Origin of the sequence: Pseudomonas sp. Irchel 3H9 (assembly GCF_900187495.1) — a bacterium.
Lineage (GTDB): Bacteria > Pseudomonadota > Gammaproteobacteria > Pseudomonadales > Pseudomonadaceae > Aquipseudomonas > Aquipseudomonas sivasensis.
In genome coordinates, this window is sequence record NZ_FYDK01000009.1 from 117324 (window position 1) to 139461 (window position 22138).

A 22138-nucleotide genomic window follows, 5' to 3' on the forward strand; every position below is an offset into this window, starting at 1 on the left:
ACAGCAGAGATGACCTGTGGGAAGGGCTTGAATGTCATCACCCTCTAGGCCTTGCGCACCCGCGTCAGCTCAGACAAACCGATCTTGAGCAAGCGCGCGGTCTTGCTCACGGCCAGCTCTTCCAGACCTTCATGTTCGGTCAGTCGTGCCATCTGCGCCGCCAGGTTCACCACCAGCGCATCCCGGGCATACACCCCGCCCTCCAGTGAATAAATCGCGGCGATCAGCTGGCGCAACTCCAGCGGCAAGCGCCAGCGCGCCCGCAACGCCGAACCAAAGGCGGCGCCGAAGGTGTAAAGGGACTCACCAATTGCTTCGTCATCCAACGCCCCGCCGCCCTGGCGCCAGTCTTCCAGGCAGCGCAGCAATGCCAAATCACCCAGCCGATGCAGAATGCCGGCGGCGTAACAGCGCTCGTGATCCAGCTCCAACATGCGCGCCAGGCGACCGGCAAAGTCGGCGGTGTCCTGGGACACCTGCCAATGACGCTCGGCGTAAGCCTCCAAGCCCGGGTCGCCCAGCACCACATTGTGCTTGAGAGCCAGGCCGAGGATCAGGTTCATGCTTTGCCCAGCGCCGAGCTTATGCAAAGCCGACGGTAGCGTCTGCACCGGCTTGCCGTGATGGCCGGCGCTGTTGGCGGCAGCGACCAGCACGGCGGTGATCTGCGGGTCCATGCGCACGAGGTCTTCCAGGCGTTTGAGGTCCAGGCCATCAGGCCCGAGGCTGGCTTGTACGGCAGCTTTCACATCGACCCGCAACGGCGCGCCATCAGACGCTTCGCGACGACGCTCCAGGAACACGGGCAACGTCATGCCGGGCGCCAGCGGCGGAATTTCGCAGTACACGTTTTCGCCTTCATTAAGCAGCAGATCCTGCAGGCGCTGGGTCAGGCTTTCCATGTTCAGGGGTTTGGTGAGGTACGCCGTGGGCGCCAGGGGCAAGGCTTCACGCACGCTGGCGCTGTCATTGCGACTGCTCAGCAAAATAAACGGTAACGCGGGCGAGCGGCGTTGCTGGCGGACATTGCGCAGCAGGCTCAGGCCGTCGATGCCCGGTAGCTCCCAATCCGCCAGGATCAGGTCGTAGCCCTTTTCGCGCAGCAACGTAGCCGCGTGCTGCCCATCGGCACACACATCCAGCCGCGCGTCGCAACGCACATTCAACAGCACTTGCTTGAGCAGATCCCGCGACCAGGGATCCGCCTCGGCAATCAACACGCGGGGTACAGCCGGTAAATCAACAGCAGTCATCCAGCACGCTCCATCGGCAATGCTGCAACCTTAGACAACGCAAGCCCATACGTACAATGAACAAGGCCTGAATACGCGGCAACGGGCACAAAAAAACCCGCCGAAGCGGGTTTTTTCTGTCGCAGAGGTCAGCTTGCGCTTACAGCTCCGAGAAGCACTCTTCGATGATCGCCAAGCCTTTGTCCAACTGCTCGTCCGGCGAGGTCAGCGGGACCAGGACGCGCAACACGTTGCCGTAAGTGCCGCAGGACAGCAGGATCAGACCCTTGTCGCGCGCCTTGGCTACCACAGAGGCAACGGCCGCAGCGTTTGGCTTGTGGCTGTCGCCGTCTTCGAACAGCTCGACCGCGATCATTGCGCCCAGGGCACGCACTTCACCGATCACCGGGTACTTGGCCTGGATAGCTTTCAGACCGGTCACCAGACGCTCGCCCACTGCTTTGCAGCGGTCCAGCAGGTGTTCTTCTTCGAACACTTCCATCACCGCCAGCGCAGCGGCGCACGCGATCGGGCTACCGGCGTAGGTGCCGCCCAGGCCGCCTGGAGCGATGGCGTCCATGTATTCAGCTTTGCCGCACACACCGGCCAGCGGGAAGCCGCCAGCGATGGATTTGGCGAAGGTGGTCAGGTCGGCGGCAACGCCCATCTGTTCCATGGCAAAGAAGGTACCGGTACGGCCGGCACCGGTTTGCACTTCGTCAGCGATCAGCAGGATGCCGTGCTTGTCGCACAGCTCGCGCAGGCGCTTCATGAACGATTTAGGCGCGACGTAGAAACCGCCTTCGCCCTGCACCGGCTCAATGATGATGGCTGCAATGTCACGCGGCTCGGCATCGTTCTTGAAAATGCGTTCGATGCTGGCGATGGAATCGTCGTCGCTCACACCGTGCAGCTCGTTCGGGTACAGCGCGCGGAACACACCGCCTGGCATCAGGCCCATGCCGGCCGAGTAAGGCACGACTTTGCCGGTGAGGCCCAGGGTCATCATGGTACGGCCGTGGTAAGCGCCGGTGAAAGCGATCACGCCAGCACGGCCCGTGGCGGCACGGGCGATTTTCACGGCGTTTTCAACGGCTTCGGAACCGGTGGTGACCAGTAGGGTTTTCTTGACGAAATCACCTGGCACCTTGGCGTTGATCTTTTCGCACACTTCTACGTACGGCTCGTAAGCCAGTACCTGGAAGCAGGTGTGGGTCAACTTGTTCAGTTGCTCGGTCACGGCGGCGATGATTTTCGGGTGCACGTGGCCGGTGTTCAGCACGGCGATACCGCCGGCGAAGTCGATGAACTCGCGACCTTCAACGTCGGTCACGGTGGCGTTCTTCGCCGATTCAGCGAAGATCGGGTGAATCTGGCCAACACCGCGTGGTACAGCGGCTTCGCGGCGTTTCATCAGGGATGCGTTGGTCTTGCTCATAAAGTCCTCATTCGCCACTCATCGGGTGGCGTGGTCCAAGGAATACGTGGCGGGGAGGCAACTACGGCAGCATGCGATGATCGACTGCCACAGCTTTCCCGGCCACTACGAATAACGGTGTGAAACACGCAAAGGGTCAGCGCTCTCGTGCCCTTTGCGTTTACTGCAATGCCAAACCGGGGCTTAGATGCCCAGGCAGAGGTATTTGATTTCCAGGTAATCCTCGATCCCGTACTTGGAGCCTTCACGGCCCAGGCCCGAGGCCTTGATGCCGCCGAACGGCGCCACTTCGTTGGAGATCAACCCGGTGTTCACCCCGACCATGCCGTATTCCAGGGCTTCAGCCACGCGGAACACACGGCCCAGGTCGCGGGCGTAGAAGTAGGAAGCCAGGCCGAACTCGGTGTCGTTGGACATCGCGATCACTTCGGCTTCGTCCTTGAAACGGAACAGCGGCGCCAGCGGGCCGAAGGTTTCTTCCTTAGCGACAGCGGCGTTTTTCGGCACGTCGACCAGGATGGTCGGCTCGAAGAAGTTGCCTTCCATCACCTTGCCACCGGCCAACAACTTGGCGCCTTTGCTCAGGGCATCCGCGATGTGCTCCTGAACCTTGGCCACGGCTTTTTCGTCGATCAGCGGGCCGGTGGTGGTGCCGTCTTCCAGACCGTTGCCGATCTTCAATTTGGCCACCGCCACTTTCAGTTTTTCGGCGAACGCGTCGTAGACCGAGTCCTGGATGTACAAGCGGTTGGCGCAGACGCAGGTCTGACCGTTGTTGCGATACTTGGAGATGATCGCGCCTTCGACGGCCTTATCCAGGTCCGCGTCGTCGAACACGATAAACGGCGCGTTGCCGCCCAGTTCCAGGGAGACTTTCTTGATGTCCTTGGCGCATTCAGCCATCAGTTGACGACCGATTTCAGTCGAGCCGGTGAAGGACAATTTACGCACGATCGGGTTGCTGGTCAGCTCGCCGCCGATGTCACCAGCGCTGCCGGTGACCACGCTCAACACGCCTTTCGGGATACCGGCACGGTGGGCCAGCTCAACCAGAGCCAGGGCCGAGAACGGGGTTTGCGACGCAGGCTTGATCACCATGGTGCAACCGGCGGCCAGGGCCGGGCCGGCTTTACGGGTGATCATCGCGGCAGGGAAGTTCCAAGGAGTGATAGCTGCGGTCACGCCGATTGGCTGCTTGATCACGATCAGGCGCTTGTCGGGCTGGTGGCCGGGGATCACGTCGCCATAGATGCGCTTGGCTTCTTCGGCGAACCACTCAATAAAGGACGCGGCGTAGACGATTTCGCCCTTGGCTTCTGCCAGCGGCTTACCTTGTTCGAGAGTCATCAGGCGACCGAGGTCGTCCTGGTTTTCAATCAGCAGTTCGAACCAACGGCGCAGCTTGTTGGCGCGCTCCTTGGCGGTCAGCGCACGCCAGGCCGGCAGGGCCTTGTCGGCGGCTTCGATGGCACGGCGGGTTTCCGCGGCGCCCATCTTTGGCACGGTACCGAGAATCTCGCCCGTGGCAGGGTTGTTGACCTTGATGGTTTGACCATTGTCCGCATCGACCCAAGCGCCATCGATAAAGGCTTGCTGGCGGAACAACTGGGTATCTTTAAGCTGCATGTCGGCTTTCCTTAACAGCACCGCGCGCACGCGGAGCGAATTAGAGTTGTTGAAAGGCGCCTTGTGGGCTGCCGTCAGGGAAATCAGCCCCAGCACGCGAGAAAGATGAATGCGCACGGGAGACAGAGCGTTTGAAATCTCAAACGAATCCTAGGATCAATGGGGGTACAGGGCAATAGTCTGTTCGAAAAAAAGAACGAAAATGGCGCATTAGCCAGAACTTTCAGATCAGCGCGCTCCCGCCACGTTCCCACACCGTTACCACCGGCGCCCGACTTAGGGCCTTTTCCTACCGGTCTAGCGCCAAACACCAGCATGGACGCCCAAGGACGACATGGGTATGATGTCGCCCGCACAAGCATCCGTAGCTCAGCTGGATAGAGTACTGCCCTCCGAAGGCAGGGGTCGTGGGTTCGAATCCCGCCGGGTGCACCAGATACAGATAAAAAGCCCCAGGTCGAAAGACCTGGGGCTTTTTTGTGAGTCAATGCTTGTGCAACGCCTCCAGCCGCGCTGGCAGGTCTTCCTCGGGGAAGCGCGCGTGCAGCGCCAGCAGTTTTTCATCCGCGGCTTTGCTTTCACCCGCTTCACGCAAGCGTACAATCGCCTGCAACTCCTCCTCCAATGACGGCAGCGCGAGCGGCGCGCGCTTGCTCAGCTTTGCCGCGGACTGATCTGCCAGCGCTCCGGCGATCTCAGCCTGAACCGGTGCACTTTCAACCTTGGGCGCGGCCGCAATGCGAGCCATCGGTGCAGGGGCGGACAACGCTTGCGGCGCAGGGCGAGCGGCTTCTTCGTGCAAGGCGGAGAAGGTCGCTGTGGATATCTCGGCTTGCGGCACCGGTGAGCGCATGACCACACCGATCATCAGCGCCAAGCCGGCCACGGTGGCGAATGCCATTTGCCAGCGCGGGCGTTGGCAGGCGTGCAGCCAGCGTTGCCACAAGCTCGGTTGCGGCGCCGGGGCTTCGCGGCGGGCGGTGTTGAGGATGAAGGCGTCGAGGGACGCGGGCGGTTCGCCGGGGCTGTGTTGACGAAAGTGCTGGAGCAGCTCGTCGTCAGGGGTGTGTCGGGAGTCAGTCATACAGGTACCTCCTCGGCCAGCAGACGACGCAATTTCTGCTGGGCGTAGCGCAAGCGGCTTTTTACGGTTTCCAGCGGCGCGTGGGTGAGCGCGGCGATTTGCGGCACGTCCAAATCGCCGTGCAGGCGTAGCAGGAAGACTTCGCGCTGGTCTTCGGGCAAGGCTTGCAGGGCGGCGTCGAGGCGCGCTTGGTCGCGGCTCAGGCTTAGCTGTTGCTCAGGACCGGCGCTGTCGTCGGGCTGGGCGTGCAGTTGCTCGTCGTAGCTGTCGTGCAACGGGTTATGGATGCCGTGCTTGCGCCAGTAATCGATCAGGCGGTTGCGGGCGATCTGGAACAGCCATGTACGAAAGCTCGCCCGACCTTGTGGCTGGGTGCTGCTGCGGATCAGGCTGAGCCAGGTCTCCTGGTAGATTTCCTCGGCCAGTTCGGCCTTGTTGCTCAGGGACACGAGGAAGCGGTAGAGGCCCTGGCGGTGGCGCGCGTACAAGACTTCGAACGCGGCGGCCTCGCCGGTGCGGTAGCGGGCCAGCAGGGATTCGTCGCTGGGTGGATCATCGGGAACAGCCATGTAGGGGGCAAACTCCTTTTGTAAAGTTAACGCTGTTCAAGTGTGGGAGGGGGCTTGCACCCGATAGCAGTGGGTCAGTCAAAAATGTACTGATTGATCTACCGCCATCGGAGGCAAGCCCCCTCCCACATTTGATCCGTGTCGTGGTTAAGATCAGGGTTTTAGGCTTTGGGCCAAGTCCACCAGTTGCACGAATTCATTTCTCAGGCCGAACGGGTCATCGCCTCGCGCCGAGCGGGCGAGTGCGGCGGTGTCCTTCAAGCTCATGTTGCCAGTGTAGCGGCCATCGCCCTTGAGCTGTTGGGCGAAGGCGGCCACCGCCGCCGCGAAACGCACGTCGTCGCTGGCCTGGGTGGTTTCGTTGCTGATGGGCCGTTCGATCAAGCGGCTATCACCGCCCGCCGCAGGCTTGTAGCGCACGCGCACCATCGCCAGTTCATTGGACTTACCTTCCGCCGCAGGCGCGCTGGCATAACGCAAAGGCTCCAACCAGCCCTTCTCGCCCTTCGGCACAATTTCGTACAGCGCTGTCACGGTATGCCCTGCGCCGATCTCGCCGGCGTCTACCTTATCGTTGTTGAAATCCTCACGCTTCAAGGCGCGGTTTTCATAACCCAGCAGGCGATATTCGCTGACTTGGGCTGGGTTGAATTCCACCTGCAATTTCACATCCCGCGCAACCACTGCCAGGGTTGAACTGAGTTGGTCCACCAGCACCTTGCGGGCTTCGCGCAGGGTGTCGATGTAGGCGTAGTTGCCGTCGCCCGCATCAGCCAGTTGCTCCATCAGGTGTTCGTTGTAGTTATCCACTCCGAAGCCGAGGGTGGTCAGTGAGACACCGCTTTTTCGCTGCTCGGCGGCCATCTGCTTGAGGCTGTCGAAGTCGCTGATGCCCACGTTGAAGTCACCGTCAGTGGCCAGCAGGATGCGGTTGATGCCCTTGTCGATAAAGCCTTCGCGGGCCATCTGGTAGGCCAGTTCGATGCCGGATGCGCCTGCCGTGGAACCGCCGGCGGTGAGTTGATCAATGGCAATGCGGATCTTGGCCTTGTCGCGACCTGAGGTTGGCTTTAGCACCACGCGGGATTCACCGGCATACACCACCAATGAAACTCGGTCCTGATCACGCAACTGGTCCACCAGCAATTTCAGTGTGCTTTGCACCAGCGGCAACCCTTCGCGGCGATCCATGGAGCCGGACACGTCCACCAGAAACACCAGATTGGCCGGTGCGAGCTCCGCCACTGCACGGTCGGACGCCTTGATGCCGATGCGCAGCAGTTGGGTGCGCGGGTTCCATGGGGTGGCGGCAACTTCGGTGGTCACGCCAAACGGTGAGCCATCGGTGGGGAGTGCGTAGCTGTAGGGGAAGTAGTTGACCATTTCCTCCAATCGCACAGCGCCTTCGGGCGGCAGGCTGCCTTGGTTGAGGAAGCGTCGTACGTTGGCGTAGCTGCCCGTGTCGACATCGACGCTGAAGGTGGACACCGGCGTTTCGGCCACGCGGTGCACCGGGTTGTCCGGCAGGTTGGCGTATTGCTCGCGGGGTTCTCTGCGATAGTCCATCGCTGCTGATTCCTGCATGCGCATTGGGGCGGGCATTGCCATGCGTTTGACCAACGCGCCTTGGACCGGCGCGCTTTGCAGCTCGGCTACGGGGGCCGCCGGTTTGGCCAGCTCAGGCGAAGACGACAGCCCACACCCGGCCAGCGCTACCAGCACGGTAACCGCAAAGCCTTGGGCAGCAGGACGCAGGAAGAGCAGAGGGTAGGACATGGGCTGAGCCTCGTGAGTGAATAATCCGTTCACAAGGTCAGACGCAAGGTGCGGGTGGTTCGGGTTAAACCTGATTCAGAAAACACTGCAGTTCAAGTGTGGGAGGGGGCTTGCCCCCGATGGGGATGGGTCAGTCACCCGATGCAGTGATTGACACTAAGCCATCGGGGGCAAGCCCCCTCCCACATTGATCTGAGGCGCGTTCAGAATCGAGGTCAGTCCGTGCCGTACTTAGGATTACGCGGGCCGTACAGGATCCCGGCGCGTTGACCCGGCGACAGCAATCGCGCACTGGTGATGCCGGCAATCGGGTGCGCCGCATCGGTGGAGCTGTTGATCACCTGCTTGACCGCTGCCGTAATCAACATGCCCACCAGGCCGCCACCGTTGTTGTTGCCTTCCTCGCTGGACGCACGTGCGGTGCCGGTCCACAGGGTGGTGCCGGTGCGCAGGTCCACCAGTTTGGCCGAGGCGGTCACGGCAGTGTCGCTGGTGATCAGCATGTACTTGGTGCCGTACTCGCTGACGGTGATGTACAGCGCCGCGTCCGCGCCGAAGATGTCATGCAGCTTGGTCGGCGCCAGGCCTTGGATATCGTTGGCGGTGGTCAGGCCGTTCTGGCGGAAGGTTTCGTCCACCAAAGCGATCGGCAACACGTAGTAACCAGCTTCGGCCAGCGGGTAGGTCACTTGCGAGACCAAGCTGTACGAGGCCTGCACTTCCGGCGATTCGTTGATCGGTGGCAGCACCAGGATCGATTTCGGCCGAGCCTGTTTATACGCCGTGTAATCCACGGTCTTTGGCGTCGCGCAACCGCCGAGCAAAGCCAAGGCCAGCAGGGCGCCAGTGAGTTTCAACAGGCTCATTTGGTGGCCACTCCGGTCTTGGCGTTTTTCAGCAGAAAGTCCATGTAAGCAGCGGACTCGGGGAATAGTGCCTTCTCGGTGCGGAACTCCTGCACCATCTGGTCATCCTTGCCCATGCTCAGGTACAGCATGCCCAGGTGCGCGTGGTAACCCGGCGGTGCCTTGCGACCACTGGCGTTGATCTTTTGCAGATCGCGCTCCAGTGCCTCGACCTGCGCTTCCTTGGGCTCGCCCTTGAAGTACTCGTAAACCTGCGGCTGGTAGCTTTCCCATTGATACAGGGGTTGGGGCGCCGTGTGGCACCCGGCGACCGCCGCGATTGCTGTCAGCATCAGCGCCAACTTCACTGCCTTGCTCATCCGTGTACTGCTCCTTGAGGTGTTGCTGATCAGTTGCGCGGGTTCCAGGCGCCGGCGTTGATGCCGTCGACGAGGCGGTTGATCGCTTCGCGCATGGCCAGGTCCAGAACCTTGCCATTGAGGGTGGAGTCGTAGCTGGCGGTGCCGCCGAAGCCGACCACTTCACGGTTGGACAGCGCGTATTCACCGGCGCCCTGGGTGGAATACACCACTTCGGACGTGTTGATGTTGACGATATTCAACGCGACTTTGGCGTAAGCCACTTGGGTCTTGCCACGGCCGAGGATGCCGAACAACTGGCGGTCGCCGGTTTCTTTACGACCGAACTCGGTCACGTCGCCCGTTACAACATAGTCAGCACCCTTGAGCTTCTGCGCGGTGCCTTTGATCGCAGCTTCCTGGGAGATTTCGCCCATGTTGTCGCGGTCCAGCACGCTGAAGCGATTGGTTTGCTGCAGGTGAGTGATAAGGATGGTCTTGGCCTGACCGCCGAGGCGGTCGACGCCATCGGAGAAGATGCCGCGCATGTAGCTGGAGCGGTTGTCGAACTTACCTACAGCAATCGGCACGCGCACGCCGGAATAGGCGACGTTTGCACTGGCGACTTGCTCCACCGGCAGGGCTCGGTTGCTTTCGGTGGCGCAACCGGCCACGGTCAGCAGCGCTGCGGCGGTGAGGCCTGACAGCAGGATTTTGGAGAGTGCTTTCACGTAGTGCTCCTGAGGTGATAAATCGGGGGTAGATAGCGTTAGCGAGAAGGAATGGCGCGCAGGTCATCGACGATGTCGCGACTCAAAACGCCGGTATAAAAACGCTCGACGCTGGAGTTACCGGAGTTGGTGATAATGCCGCCCATGGTTCTCCATTTTTGCGCCTCGCCCATTACGCCAGCAGGCACAAGGTTGTTACGCGTCTTGGCAAAATGCAGCACCTCGCCAGCGCCCTTCTTGACCTTGACCTGATAGCTGAAATCGACAGCGGCCAGAATGGTGTTGTCATCAACGATCAACGTCGAGAGGCCGCCTTTTGAGTCCGGGATATGGCGCGTATAGACAATGCTGACATCCAGCAGGTAATCGGCCTTTTCTTTGCTCGGCGCATAACGCTTGGCGCTGAGCAGACGGTCGACCAGATCGACGCCGAGTTGTTGGCGAACCTTGTCATCCGGCAAAAAACGCTCGTTCTTGCCCACGACCTCGACATCAAACGTGTCGAGCCAGTAAGTGGCGTTCTTGGGAATGGTGACCGGCGCCGGGGAGATGTAGTACTCCGGCTTGGAGGCGCAGCCCGCCATCAGGCAGGCAGCAATGAAAATGGCGAACACGCGCATGTATGACTTCTTCCCTGAAAAGTATCGTGCTTTAAACAATCGCGGCATTTTACGGGGTTGAGAGGGCTTCTCAAGTGCTTTTGGTCGCCTGCGTGCGCCGCCGCACATTCCTCAAGTTGTGTAACATCCTGTCGAGACACTGTTTTGTGTTTGTTTATTAATAGGGATATTGCGTGTTTAAAGTTTTCCTTCGGGCTACGGCCCTGATCGCGACGCTGTCGATGACCGGCTGCGTTTCCTACACCGTCACCGGCCCTATCGCCGCCCCGCTCCACCCGGTAGCTGTCAGCAGTCCACGCAGCGCGCAAATCGCTGATGTGGCGGTGAGTGCTGCCGACGTTAACGAGGCCAACAAGGCTGCCATCAGCAGCTCCCTGACGGCCCAGATCAGTCAGTACGTGCGCACTGCGGGTTACTTCAAGCAGGTCACCGAGTATCCGGTACGCCTGGGAGAGCAAGACGTAACGCTCAAATTCAACATGACTTCTCTAAAAGGCCATCGCAGCCCGCACCCGGCGTACGTACCCGGCGCGCTGCTGACGCTGACCATCTGGATCTGGGTCAACGGCCCGATCTACGTCGACAGCTTCGAGGTGGCCGGCGACCTGGTGATCGTCGACCGCAACGGTAAAGAGCTGGCCAAGGCCAAGGATTCGATCAAATTCGAACATAACGTCGGGCTTTACAGCGGCCAATATTGGGCACCTTCGATGGGCGGCCAACAGCTGACCAAACTGGTCGGGCAACTGCTCGATACCGCCACTGCCAACTTGGCCAAGCCATAATTTCAAGGAGCGAAGCATGAAAGGATTGATGAAACACAGCCTGGTACTGGCCGCCGTGTTGTTGACCGGTTGCGTGTCGTATTCACAGCACGAACTGCCAGCCGTGCAACCCTGGCCGCCAACCGCTAACACCCCGGCGCAAAAACCCACGGCGTACGTGCACACCACAGCGCAAAACCACGTCAACGGCGGCCCGGGCAACGCTGCGGTCGGCGCCCCGGTGGTGCTGTGGGAAAAGGCCGTGGCCGATTCCTTTCGCGAGTCCAACCGTTTTACGCGGGTGAGCACCGACAAGGTCGACTCGGATATCTACGTGGATGCCACACTGCATAACAACGAAGAGTACAGCCCGGTGTCGGCGTTCATCACCGGCTTCACGTTCTTCATCATTCCGTCCACGGCGAAGAATATTTTCACCTTGGAGACGGTGTTCAAAGACAAGGATGGCAAGGAACTGGGTCGGGTCAAAAAGAGCGAATCGGTGCGTACCTGGATGCATCTGGTGCTGATCGTAGGCATCCCATTCCAGGCCGATACACGCGAAGTCGTGGAAGCGCTGACGCGCAGTACGCTGGATGAAGCGGTGCAGCGCAAGTTGCTCTGACCTCACCCCACTGAAGCAGGCCCAGTGGGGCTTGTTATGTGATGAACAGAAGCTTTTTTGTGGTGAACAGGGGCTTTTTTGTAGTGAGCTGGGGCATTTTTGTGGTGAGCGGGCTTGCCCCGCGCTGGGCTGCGAAGCAGCCCCTAGTACAAACACCGCACCCTTTCAGACAGAACGCATTGTCTGGCCTTGGGGCCGCTGCGCAGCCCAGCGCGGGGCAAGCCCGCTCACCACAGATCGGTGTTGCAACCTGCTAACCGGTGCAGCGCAAGTTGCTCTGACCTCACACCACTGAGGCAGGCACAGTGGGACTTGTTATGTGATGAACAGAAGCTTTTTTCTGGTGAACAGGGGCATTTTTGTGGTGAGCGGGCTTGCCCCGCGCTGGGCTGCGAAGCAGCCCCTGGTACAAACACCGCGTCCTTTCAGACAGAACGCATTGCCTGGCCTTGGGGCCGCTGCGCAGCCCAGCGCGGGGCAAGCCCGCTCACCACAGATCGGTGTTGCAACCTGCTAACCCGTGCAGCGCAAGTTGCTCTGACCTCACACCACTGAAGCAGGCCCAGTGGGACTTGTTATGTGATGAACAGAAGCTTTTTTCTGGTGAACAGGGGCATTTTTGTGGTGAGCGGGCTTGCCCCGCGCTGGGCTGCGAAGCAGCCCCTAGTACAAACACCGCGTCCTTTCAGAAAGAACGCATTGTCTGGCCTTGGGGCCGCTTCGCAGCCCAGCGCGGGGCAAGCCCGCTCACCACAGATCGGTGTTGCAACCTGCTAACCGGTGCAGCGCAAGTTGCTCTGATCACAACCCAAGCAGGGCTGATCTGTGGTGAACAGCCTCACCACAAATCAGTATTACGGCCAGACGGTTGCTTAGAACGCGTAGCGTGCTTTGAGCATTACGCCGTCAGCATCAAAACCACTGCGCGCCTGGCGCGTATAGCTGGCGCCCACGCTGAAGTCCGACACCTGATAGTTAACGCCAACACTGGCCTCATAGCTGTCACGCGCCACCGACGCACCGGTCACGGTAAACGCTGAACCACCGGCCACGAAGCTGGAGGTTTGCGCCACGCGATCACCCATCAGGTCGTGATAGGCCATCAAGGTCGCTTCCGGTTGTAGGCTGCCAGCGCCCATCGGCAGGTTGCCCGCCAGACGCACACCGGCGCCCAACTCACCCACTTCATAACGCTGCGAACGTGTGCTCAGTGCGGCCGAGGAGCCTTTCTCGTCGTAGCCATCCATGCGCACGTTGGAATAACGCGCAGCCACCCGTGGCTCGATCACCACCGCTTGCGACGGCTTGAAGCTGTAGCCACCGATCACACTGGCCGACAACACATTGCTGTCGTAGCTGCCCTTGGCCGTGGTACCGGCGATGTGGCGCTTGCTGTCGTTTTCGTTGTGGCCGTAGCTGAGGCTTCCATCGACAAACCAGTCTTGCAGCGACCAGTTGCCATACAGCGACAGTGCGTGCCCCTCGACGTCGGTCTTGTTGCCCAGGTCCGAATGAATATTCGAATTGAGGTAGCTGTAAGCCACGCCCAGGGTCGTGGTGTCGCTCACACGACTGTCCACACCCACCGCCATGCCGCTGCTGTTGGCCGAGTAGCCGTTGTTGCCGCCGCGACCGTCCTGATCCATGTTGCTGCTTAGGCCCTGCACCCACACACCGCCGGCTTTTTTGGCTTCGCGCTGCTCGGTGAGACGGTTGAAGATCGCGCCGTTGACCACGGTCTGCCCGGACAAGGCGATGTCCAGCGCGCCACGGTTGACGTCCGGCGCGAGCTGGTCACCAACCCGTGCCAGTTGGTCGGCGGTGCCGGCGTTGGCCAGCGCCTGGAAGACTGCATCGTCTGCGCTGAGACGGCTCAGGACACCGTTCTTGAAGGTATTGACCGCCGTTGCCGACGCACGGCTCGCGCCCACGCCAGAGAGGTCTGTCTCAACTTGCTGGTCAGCCTTGACCGCCACCACGGCCTTGACCGTCTGCGAATCGGACGAGTAGCTGAGCACATTCAGCAACGCAGAAGAGCTGCCCACGGACAGGCCGTTGTCTTGCACGCTGGTGGCTTGCAACAGGGTGTATTGCGTGCCGTCGTTGGTGCTGGCGAAGTCGCCAGGGTTAGCGCTCACAGTCAGCTTCGACGCCTGGGCGAAATTGGCGGCACCGTTGACGGTCAGGTACGGCGTAGTCGGCACGACGCTGTCGGACAGGTGCATATCGATGCCCGCGCCGCTGGCGACGTTGAGGTTGCCGGTGATGGCGGTGCCGGGCGCCGACAGGTTCAGCGACCCTGAGTTGACCGACACCGGTGCGATGATGCGGTTGCCGGTGAACCCCGCCTGGCCGTCGATATTCACCGCGCTCAGGTTGAGTACATCGCCAATGATGTCGCCACCGGTCCAGTTCAGGGTTGCCAGGTTGCGCGCATCGATGGCCGTGCCGGCGTTGCTGCGAATTTCGCCGGCTTGCTGGTTGATCTCGAACGATGACGTTTGATCGGGGCCGACCAGAATCGCCGTGCCATCGGCGATGACCGTGCCACGGTTGACGATGCCGCGCGAACCACTCGCGCTGTTCTGGGCGAAGGTGGCCTCCAGGAACTCAAAGGCATTGGCATTGGTGCCCTTGGCCTCAAGCGTGCCGGTGTTGAGGATGTAATCGATGGTGCCGTTATAAAAAAATATGCCTTTGGCGTCATTGCCGTTGGCAGAAATCAAACCGCTGTTTTCGATACGCAGCGGGCTGGTATCCGTTTCCACTTCGATGCCCCAAGCGCCTTCACCCGTGGCCTTGATAGTGCCGGAGTTGAGGATCTTGCCGCCGATGGTGGTGGGGGTAAAGTTGTCGCGATCCAGCACGATACCGATCGCGCCTTCGCCGGCCATGTCGATCAGACCAGTGTTGGACACATCGCCGCCGATGGTGGTGCCGTGCAGGTAAATGCCCTCGCCCCCACCGATATAGAACGGCGGCGGTGCAGGCGCCGACGGTGCCGTCGAAATGATCGTGCCGGAGTTGATCACGCTGCCGCCAATGTTGGTCTTGCCGATTTCCAGGCCTTCGTCGCCACCGTTGTTCATCAGGATGTTACCGGCCTGCACCACGTCACCGGTGACAGAGCCCGGGTTGAGGTTGGGCGGGCCAGTCCAGTACATCGGGTCCAGAGCAAAGCCCCGCACGGTGTAGCCGTCGGCATTCAGCGTGATGTCAGCGCGGTTGATCAACGAACCCTGGATATGGGTATCGGCGACACCCAGCCCGGCTGGGGGCGCACTGGTCGGTGTGGTCACCTGGGTGGTTTGCCCGGTGAGGATCAGCGACTCGTTGTAGGTCTCGCTGACAAACTGGGTCTTGCCCGCGCCAAGGTCCACTTCCACCGCGAGCACCTGCGTGCTGATGGCGCCGACCATGATTGCCAACAGGCTTTTCTGGAACTGCTTACGCTTCATTTCAAACTCCATGAACTACAGGTCAAAGCCGCCAACAGGCCCGGCGGCAGTAGGTGTATCGAGTGAGGGATCAACGGATCCAGAGGCATGCCCTCGGCGCGTTTGCGTAATACGCGCGCGCAGCCATTCGCACCGCACAAGGCAGTGGCGAAGAAGGGAATAGGGGGAAAAAGGCTCACATCAATCCTTAATGTTTTTGAAAACGCTGCAGTCCATGCAGCCCGACCGCGTGCGGGTGGGCGCGGTAAAGACCTTCAAATGTACGAAAAGGTTCAGGATTGTGTCGGAAAGTTGTGTAGTCGATCACAATGCGGCGGTGTTTGCGGGGAGCGGGATTCCGCTGGGCGGGGGCTTATCGTCCGGCCGTCGTCCAAATGGCCACCGGGTTTGGCGACGATTGAGTGAACCGCCCATCTGCTGGCGATTCTGCTGCGCAACGGCTTTGATCGGTTGGATGCGATCAGCCCAGGCTCAATGCCAACCCGGCCTGAGTTAAATCAGGCGGCCGTGGCGCCGCCCATCCCATCATTGCCCACGGCACACGTTGTAGGCCCGGTTCTCGGCGACCTCTTCCATATGCTTGCCGACGATTGAGTTGAGCACCAACAGGCGTTCCGACTTCCCCGTCGGTCGGTAGGCAGGTCCCTGAGCATCACTGTGCAGACTGAAACCGCTGGCGGCCAACGCCTTGACCAGTTGCGTGCGCTTGAGCACATCGCCGTTGCCACGAAAGTCGCTGACAGTCAGAAACACGATGCGGTCTTTCTGCAACAGCCAGATCGGCCGATCACTGGTCTGGCTTTCGAAGATGTAGGCACAGTCCACAACGGCAGCGGGAAAACTGGCCTGGCGAACATAACGCCCACTCTCATACCCCACCAGCGTCACCAGCCCGGGTTGCACCACGGCGATTGCATCCTTTGTCTGGCCGCCCTCCTGAACGCCGTAGTTCGTATAAGCCCAGCGCAACCTTGTGAACTCAGCGGGCGTCGCCTCCAGCGCCAGGTCGGCCCGGATCCGCGCCTGATCTTCCGCACCCCGGTAAGGCAGGCCCTGGCAGCCCGCGAGCGCCGTCAGGCAAAGGAGGATAAAAGCTCTGTACAGCATCTGAAATGTCCTTGTTTGTTGATTGTCAGCCACAGGATTTACCGCTATCAAAACGGTCCGCGAGGCTGAGCACCTGGGCCAGATTGCCGGGCTGGATCATGATGGTATTAGCGTCCAGCAATGCGCGCTCAGGCTCAATCCAAAGCGTGCCGACCAAATAGGCGGCCGCTGCTGCGAGCACCACCACCCCAGCAATCCGACTGACCATAAATCGCAGCGTTGCCCGCGGCGTGCGAGGCTGCTCAAACACAAACGCGAACAACAGCCCGATGGCGCACCACAAAACACCGGCCGCCGCCGAGCCCAACATTGACGCACGCCTATCGAAGTAGACCCAGACCAGCATGAACGCAGTGGCACTGACGGCCATTACCAGCAGGCACAACCCCTGCGCGACTCGACAGCCGATACTCAACGTGCGCGCCAGTGGTGTCGGAATACGGGGATTCATTGATCATCCTTGAAGAGAGAAAATAACTCAGCGCGCCGATTATCCGGGTTGTCGAGGCCAGTCGTCCTGCACATTATAGCGACACACTAGTTTAAATTAAAAAAGCAGTTTCACTTAATAGCTCACCGATCAGAGTTACACCCTAACCAAGAGGCCTCTTCTATTACAGGAACACTAACGGACATTAAAAAACCAAAGCACGAAACCTAAAGCAAATCCAGCCACGGCCATTTGCAGATAGAAAAATACATGCGCTTCCAAGAGGCTAATAATATCCTCACCACCACTCAGCCAATAACCCGCTATCTGAAAAAATGCACACATAAACACTAGCGCTAACGCCGAGGCACAAGGCAGATAAACAGCTACCCACCAAGGTTCATTTTTTCTCATGGCCACTCCTTGCTATGTAAATACGCTGTCTCCTTTCAACTTTATGCAGAGACGCTAAGTACGACGACACTTCCATACAATTGCATAAGGCAACTCATCATCCAGCGAGTCTAGCGACCGAAAATGATACACCACTGACGCGCTCTCCAAGCTTTTATGAATAAAGGCGCCATCAGACATTATTCGATAAGAAGCATGCTCCATGACGTCACCCATCGCCGTCAATGCTTGTTTTATTTGACTATAGGTCGCCCCTGCCCGCTCAGGTATTAGCACTTCTGGTGGATAACCGAGAGCCATATCATCACTTTCAACTTCTCTGAAACAGGCTCGCCGAAACGCACCCTGACTGGCAGCCCAGTAAAACGAGAGCACCCTCAGCGTGTCCTGTCCGTTCTCATTAATCACATCGGCGAGACAGTATTGAGTGTCTGAAATGCTGTAGACACCCTCATCAATGAGTGAACGGGAGCCCTCGGGTATATCAAGGACATCATCCTGTTTGAATCTAAGCAAGCGAGGCCATTGGATTATCACCGTGACTTCCTGATTTATTTGATAAATTCGTGGTTCCCTGTCAACTAGCAGGGCAATGGGAAAACCACAGGGATCAGACCACTATTAATGTAACCGTGGTCTGACCCCTATTTCAAGGGCAGGAAAACTAACATCAAACTTTGACCAACCAAAGAATCCGAGCTAGTTGGACATTCGCGCTACTTGAAGCCCCAACACATTAATTGATAACAATAAATAATCATCAAAAAGTTTGGCGACCTGAGACCGAATCTATTAATCCGACAGGCGGCAGCTGTTTTGATATCGATTCGTCGGAGAACTTAGAAGCTGCCACTAGTTGGCCGTCAAGTTATTGCCCAGTAAATTAGTAATGGGAAATGCAGAAAAGTTCGCGGGGTGGGCCTGGGAACTGGATCGCAATAATCACTATTGGCAGGATGAAACAGCCGCCGATGAGGGAGCGTCAGCTAATAAATCTGTAACTGACCCACCGCTACCGGTGCATGGATATAGACGCAAATATTAAAAGCTGCCACACGACTCTGTGGTGAGCGGGCTTGCCCCGCGCCGGGCTGCGAAGCAGCCCCATTAAGACCGGCGCGTTTACTCAGTAAAAAGGCGGTGGCAGGTTTTGGTGCGGCTTCGCAGCCCAGCGCGGGGCAAGTCCGCTCACTTCAGAGTTATGGGTCGACCTTTAGGCGTTGTTTAGCGCACTAGCTGGCGTCTTTGTTCTGGACAGCGCCAGGTACCAAGGTCAACCCCGGTTTCTCCACGTCACGAGAGACATGGGATTTCACTTCCGACACGCCGCCCTCTTCGTCGTTATGAATCACCAGCACGCCTGGCCGGCGCAGTTGCTCCAAGTCGCCTTCTGCCAGGCTGAAGCTTTCGCTCAGGCTCTTGTCGCTGAGGGCCTTGGCCTGGGCGCGACGCTGGGCGAACTTGCGCCCTTTGCGCTGCTGGTAGCGTGCCCAACTGACCAGGATCACGGCGTTGAACAACGCGATCCAGAGGTAGATCTGCAAGGTGTTGAGCGCCGCAAAAATCGGCGCGTCGATGCGCGGGCCGCCGTGGGTATCCAGCATCGAGGTAATCCCTCGCGCCAGCAGCCAAACCAATCCGGCCCAGGCCATCAGGGTCAACACCACGTCGATGATCCACATGACGGTACTTTGGCGAGTTCTGACCAGTTTCATGATCACGCCTCCTCTTCAACAGGTTTGATGCCACGATCCGGGCTGACCCAGCGCGCGCGCTTCTGGTGCTGGTTGAACAGCACCTTGGGGAAACTGACCAGGGTGGTGAACAGACTGACCAGCCAGAACACCATCGGGTACCACACGGTCCAGAACAGGGTTTTCCACAGGTCTTTCTCGTAGCGGCGGTCGATCAGGATGCTCACGGCAAATTGCAGCAGGCATACCATCGCCAACACCAGGCCGGTAAACGCGGGCGGCATCAGTGAGTCCACCGCGATCGCCTGGGGCAGCGGCGTGAATTTGCCCACGCCCCAAAAGATGACCGACAGCATGAAGGTGAACGCCCAACCGGTGGACAGGCAGTATTCGAACAACAGCGGCCACAGGTAGCGGTGACGCCATTGCCAGATGCCACGGATGTTTTTGAACAGTACTTCGGCGCCACCCTGGGCCCAGCGCAGCCGTTGTTTCCACAGGCCGCCGACGGTTTCGGGCATCAGAATCCAGCACAGCGCGCGAGGCTCGTAGAAGATGCTCCAGTGGTCGAGTTGCAGCTTCCAACTGACGTCGATGTCCTCGGTGATCATGTCGGTGGACCAGTAGTCGATGCGGTCCAGCGCCTTTTTACGAAACGCCACCACCACACCCGACACGGTGAAGATCCGACCAAACACCCGTTGCGTGCGCTTGATCAAGCCAATGATCGACGAGAACTCGCCCACCTGCACGCGGCCGATCAAGGTCGAGCGTGTGCGGATACGAGGGTTGCCGGTCACGGCACCCAGGCGCGGGTTGTCGAGCATCGGCGCGACCATATAAGCCGCCGCGTTTTTATCGAGCAATGCATCGCCGTCGATGCACACTAGGTATTCGCTGCGCGCCGCCACGGCCCCCATGCGCAAGGCCACGGCCTTGCCCTGGTTCTGCGCCAGGTGCAGCACCCGCAGGCGTGGATGCTCCAGCGCCAGGGCGTCGAGCACTGCGGCGGTGTTGTCTTTGGAACCGTCGTTGACCGCGATCACTTCGATGTTCGGGTACATCTGACCGAGGGCCGCATGAATGGTGTCGGCGGCGTTATCACCCTCGTTGTAGCAAGGGATGATGATCGAGATCAGCGGGTTGCCGGCCAGGGTCGGCGCCGGGGTGTCTTCTTCCCAGGGCCAGTGGCGCTCCCAGTGCAACCAGAAGTACAAGCCGCCGGAGATCCACAGCGCCGACATGAACAGCGGGTAGAAAAACACGAAGTCCATCAGGAACTGCCCGGTGACCAGGAAGATCAGTCCCAGGGGCACGCCTAATACCAGTGCCAGCACGAATAAAGCCAGGATTCTGTCGAACATGGTCAAGGGTTCCATTGGTTGGAAAGGGCCGGACGCACAGTCTTCAGGTCCGGGGAGTTTTCCAGGAAATTGTCCGGGTAGTAGCCAAAACTCGTGACACCCTGGCGCTTGAGTACACCCATCCATTCAGCCATTTGCTCGGCGGACAGGTCGGGGGCTGCTGGGGTGCGCCAGTCTTTGGCTTGCAGTTCGAATACCGTTCGCTGCATCGCACCGGGGCGGGCTTTGACCGTCGCCACCAGTTTCTCCAGCCAGGCGTTGGAGTTCTTCAGCGTCTCCCCTTCCATCAGCGGCATGGCCATGGGCGCGGTCCAGTCGTAGGTCTGGAGGAAATCGTCGAGGTTCTGCGCGAACCAGGCTTCGCTTTCTGGGTTGAGCATCGGCTGCGCGAAGATGTTGCGCGCGGTCAGCACCTGCGGCCCAGAGATAGCGCGGACCTTGGCGGTCAGCTCCTTGGTGAAGTCGATCAGGTAGCGGCTCTTGAAGCGCGTCCAGCGCTGCATCACCGCAGGGTCGGCGCGCAGTGCCTCGATGCTGCCCGGCAGGCCGTTGGCAGCATAGGCCTTGAGCGCGGCGGGGCTGGCGTCTTCGAAGTCCGAGAACACCGCATCGTCGTGGTACAGCACACCGTCGATGGCACTGTTGCGCGCCAGGTCTTCATAGATCTCGCCAATGATTTTGCGCACTTGCGGGTCGAACGGCGACAGGCGTTTGTATTGATCCGGGTCGATGCCCACTTTGCCGGTTTCCGGGTCCCAGCGCGTCACACGCGGCAGCTTGGGATCAAGGGCGAAACTCAGCACTGGCATCCAGGCATACACGCTGGCATGGGCACGGGTGTGCAGTTGCCAGGCGACGCGGTTGAACAGGTCGGCGCGCACTGGCAGGTGGCGGTTGGGGAAGTACAGCGAGTGGACCAGGCCGTCACCCTTGGGGTCGGCGAAGGCTTGCAGGAACACCGTGCCGGCGCCCATGTCCACCACGCGCTGCACCAACTGGTCGAGGTTGCGCGCCTGTTGGGCCGGGTCCGGGTCGTAGACGTTATCCAGGTCCACATGCAACACCCGCAGCGGTGCCGGGGTTTGCACAGCGACGATGCTGTTGGCGAAATGCTCGCCGTCCGGATCGGAGGCCACCAGAAAGCGCGGGCTGTTCATCAGGTCATCGGAGCTGTCGAGGCCGTCTTCCAAGGTCAGGGCCATTTGGTAGCCCTGCTCGCCAACGATGGCCAGCGAGGTGCCTTTGGCGGCGCCGTACGGCCATACCCAGACCCGTGGTTTCTTGCCGGTCACGGTTTGGATCTTGTTGGAGATCGCGACCACATCCGCACGCAACCGCGCATCGAACTGGGCCTGGCTTTCATAACGACCGGTGGCCGGGTCATAACGCAGGGAAGTCGCAGCTGGCTCCAGGTTGCCCTGGGGGTTGGCCAGGATGCCTTTGTGATTGGCATCGGTGTGCGCGGCGATTTCCACCAGGCCGGACTGGGACACTTCGCGAATCTGCTGCCAGGTCAGGAACTCACCACGCGGCCGGGGTGAACCGGCAAAATCCACCGGCTGGTTGAGCGGTGTGTCGATCCAGCTGCCCACCGGCGCCAGCAACGCCGGCCAATGGTAGGCGCGCAGAATCGGCAGCACGCGGGTGTAGAAGCTCGAATAGCCGTCGTCGAAGCTGAGCATGATTGCTTTGGGCGGCAATGCCGGGCCGCCATGGCGGGCGGCCAGGATCTGGTCAACGCTGACCGCCTGGTAGCCGTTCTCGCGCAACCAAGCCAACTGCTCGATCAAACGCTCGGTACGCACCGCCACCACGGCCTGGTCAGGATCACGATCCGACACATCGTGGTAGGCAATGCCCAGGAAGTGGTTTTTCGGCCACGCCTGCTCGTTGAGCGGTGTCGGCCGCTCGGCGGGTGGAGTGAAAGGTGCGGGTTGCTGGGCGCAGGCACTGGCCAGCAATACGCCCAGAACCAACAAGCAACGGCTGAGGAAGGTCATGG

General features: G+C 60.0%; 20 protein-coding genes and 1 tRNA gene. 3 read left to right on the top strand and 18 right to left on the bottom strand.

Features of this window, described 5'->3' with window-relative positions; genetic code table 11:
- Nucleotides 1–44 precede the first annotated feature (44 nt).
- The 3 genes from CKW32_RS25850 to gabD form a co-directional block, all read right to left on the bottom strand.
- Nucleotides 45–1253, bottom strand: coding sequence for an HDOD domain-containing protein (locus CKW32_RS25850; RefSeq protein WP_095186317.1), 1209 nt, complete (start codon nt 1251–1253; stop codon nt 45–47).
- Nucleotides 1254–1392: 139 nt separating this feature from the next.
- Nucleotides 1393–2670, bottom strand: a complete 1278-nt coding sequence (gene gabT, locus CKW32_RS25855; protein ID WP_032884867.1) for a 4-aminobutyrate--2-oxoglutarate transaminase — start codon at nt 2668–2670, stop codon at nt 1393–1395.
- Between the two features lie 183 nt (nt 2671–2853).
- Nucleotides 2854–4296: an NADP-dependent succinate-semialdehyde dehydrogenase gene (gene gabD / locus CKW32_RS25860; protein WP_095186318.1), complete on the bottom strand. Its 1443-nt coding sequence runs from the start codon at nt 4294–4296 to the stop codon at nt 2854–2856.
- A 358-nt stretch (nt 4297–4654) separates the two neighbouring features.
- Between gabD and CKW32_RS25865 the strand changes: the two genes are divergently transcribed.
- Nucleotides 4655–4731 (top strand) — tRNA-Arg (locus CKW32_RS25865).
- A 49-nt stretch (nt 4732–4780) separates the two neighbouring features.
- On the opposite strand, the gene CKW32_RS25870 is transcribed toward CKW32_RS25865, so the two are convergent.
- The 7 genes from CKW32_RS25870 to CKW32_RS25900 form a co-directional block, all read right to left on the bottom strand.
- Entirely contained in the window at nt 4781–5380 is a 600-nt protein-coding gene (locus tag CKW32_RS25870; protein ID WP_095186319.1) for a hypothetical protein, read from the bottom strand.
- On the bottom strand, nt 5377–5949 hold the full coding sequence (locus tag CKW32_RS25875; RefSeq protein ID WP_032884859.1) for an RNA polymerase sigma factor: 573 nt from the start codon (nt 5947–5949) through the stop codon (nt 5377–5379). The genes CKW32_RS25870 and CKW32_RS25875 overlap by 4 nt, the downstream gene beginning before the upstream one ends.
- Nucleotides 5950–6102: 153 nt before the next feature.
- Nucleotides 6103–7725 carry a VWA domain-containing protein gene (locus CKW32_RS25880; protein WP_095186320.1) on the bottom strand — a complete coding sequence of 541 codons (1623 nt, stop codon included), beginning with the start codon at nt 7723–7725 and terminating at the stop codon, nt 6103–6105.
- Nucleotides 7726–7940: 215 nt separating this feature from the next.
- A complete protein-coding gene (locus CKW32_RS25885) occupies nt 7941–8591 on the bottom strand; it encodes a DUF799 domain-containing protein (protein ID WP_032884857.1) in 651 nt (216 codons plus the stop codon).
- Entirely contained in the window at nt 8588–8950 is a 363-nt protein-coding gene (locus CKW32_RS25890; protein WP_032884856.1) for a DUF4810 domain-containing protein, read from the bottom strand. The genes CKW32_RS25885 and CKW32_RS25890 overlap by 4 nt, the downstream gene beginning before the upstream one ends.
- Before the next feature lie 29 nt (nt 8951–8979).
- Nucleotides 8980–9660, bottom strand: coding sequence for a CsgG/HfaB family protein (locus CKW32_RS25895; RefSeq protein WP_032884854.1), 681 nt, complete (start codon nt 9658–9660; stop codon nt 8980–8982).
- Between the two features lie 38 nt (nt 9661–9698).
- Nucleotides 9699–10280 carry a hypothetical protein gene (locus tag CKW32_RS25900; RefSeq protein ID WP_032884853.1) on the bottom strand — a complete coding sequence of 194 codons (582 nt, stop codon included), beginning with the start codon at nt 10278–10280 and terminating at the stop codon, nt 9699–9701.
- Between the two features lie 173 nt (nt 10281–10453).
- Here CKW32_RS25900 and CKW32_RS25905 point away from each other — a divergent pair, with 173 nt between their 5' ends.
- Together CKW32_RS25905 and CKW32_RS25910 are read left to right on the top strand one after the other, a co-directional pair.
- On the top strand, nt 10454–11065 hold the full coding sequence (locus CKW32_RS25905) for a hypothetical protein (protein WP_095186321.1): 612 nt from the start codon (nt 10454–10456) through the stop codon (nt 11063–11065).
- Nucleotides 11066–11081: 16 nt separating this feature from the next.
- Nucleotides 11082–11669, top strand: coding sequence for a lipoprotein (locus CKW32_RS25910; protein WP_032884850.1), 588 nt, complete (start codon nt 11082–11084; stop codon nt 11667–11669).
- Nucleotides 11670–12541: 872 nt separating this feature from the next.
- Here CKW32_RS25910 and CKW32_RS25915 read toward each other — a convergent pair.
- The 8 genes from CKW32_RS25915 to pgaB all read right to left on the bottom strand — a co-directional run bounded on the left by CKW32_RS25915 (nt 12542) and on the right by pgaB (nt 22136).
- Nucleotides 12542–15127, bottom strand: coding sequence for an autotransporter outer membrane beta-barrel domain-containing protein (locus CKW32_RS25915; RefSeq protein ID WP_095186322.1), 2586 nt, complete (start codon nt 15125–15127; stop codon nt 12542–12544).
- Nucleotides 15128–15652: 525 nt separating this feature from the next.
- Nucleotides 15653–16234 (bottom strand): hypothetical protein, encoded by a 582-nt coding sequence (locus CKW32_RS25920; RefSeq protein ID WP_095186323.1) that lies wholly within the window; start codon nt 16232–16234, stop codon nt 15653–15655.
- 25 nt (nt 16235–16259) lie between these two features.
- Complete coding sequence (locus CKW32_RS25925; RefSeq protein ID WP_095186324.1) at nt 16260–16685, bottom strand: hypothetical protein; 426 nt, start codon at nt 16683–16685, stop codon at nt 16260–16262.
- Nucleotides 16686–16859: 174 nt separating this feature from the next.
- Nucleotides 16860–17078, bottom strand: coding sequence for a hypothetical protein (locus CKW32_RS25930; protein WP_095186325.1), 219 nt, complete (start codon nt 17076–17078; stop codon nt 16860–16862).
- A gap of 54 nt (nt 17079–17132) precedes the next feature.
- Nucleotides 17133–17615, bottom strand: coding sequence for a hypothetical protein (locus CKW32_RS25935; protein ID WP_256585358.1), 483 nt, complete (start codon nt 17613–17615; stop codon nt 17133–17135).
- 695 nt (nt 17616–18310) lie between these two features.
- A complete protein-coding gene (gene pgaD / locus CKW32_RS25940) occupies nt 18311–18793 on the bottom strand; it encodes a poly-beta-1,6-N-acetyl-D-glucosamine biosynthesis protein PgaD (RefSeq protein WP_032884843.1) in 483 nt (160 codons plus the stop codon).
- 2 nt (nt 18794–18795) lie between these two features.
- Complete coding sequence (pgaC, locus tag CKW32_RS25945) at nt 18796–20136, bottom strand: poly-beta-1,6-N-acetyl-D-glucosamine synthase (RefSeq protein WP_032884842.1); 1341 nt, start codon at nt 20134–20136, stop codon at nt 18796–18798.
- Nucleotides 20137–20138: 2 nt separating this feature from the next.
- Nucleotides 20139–22136 (bottom strand): poly-beta-1,6-N-acetyl-D-glucosamine N-deacetylase PgaB, encoded by a 1998-nt coding sequence (gene pgaB, locus CKW32_RS25950; RefSeq protein ID WP_095186326.1) that lies wholly within the window; start codon nt 22134–22136, stop codon nt 20139–20141.
- Nucleotides 22137–22138: the final 2 nt, after the last annotated feature.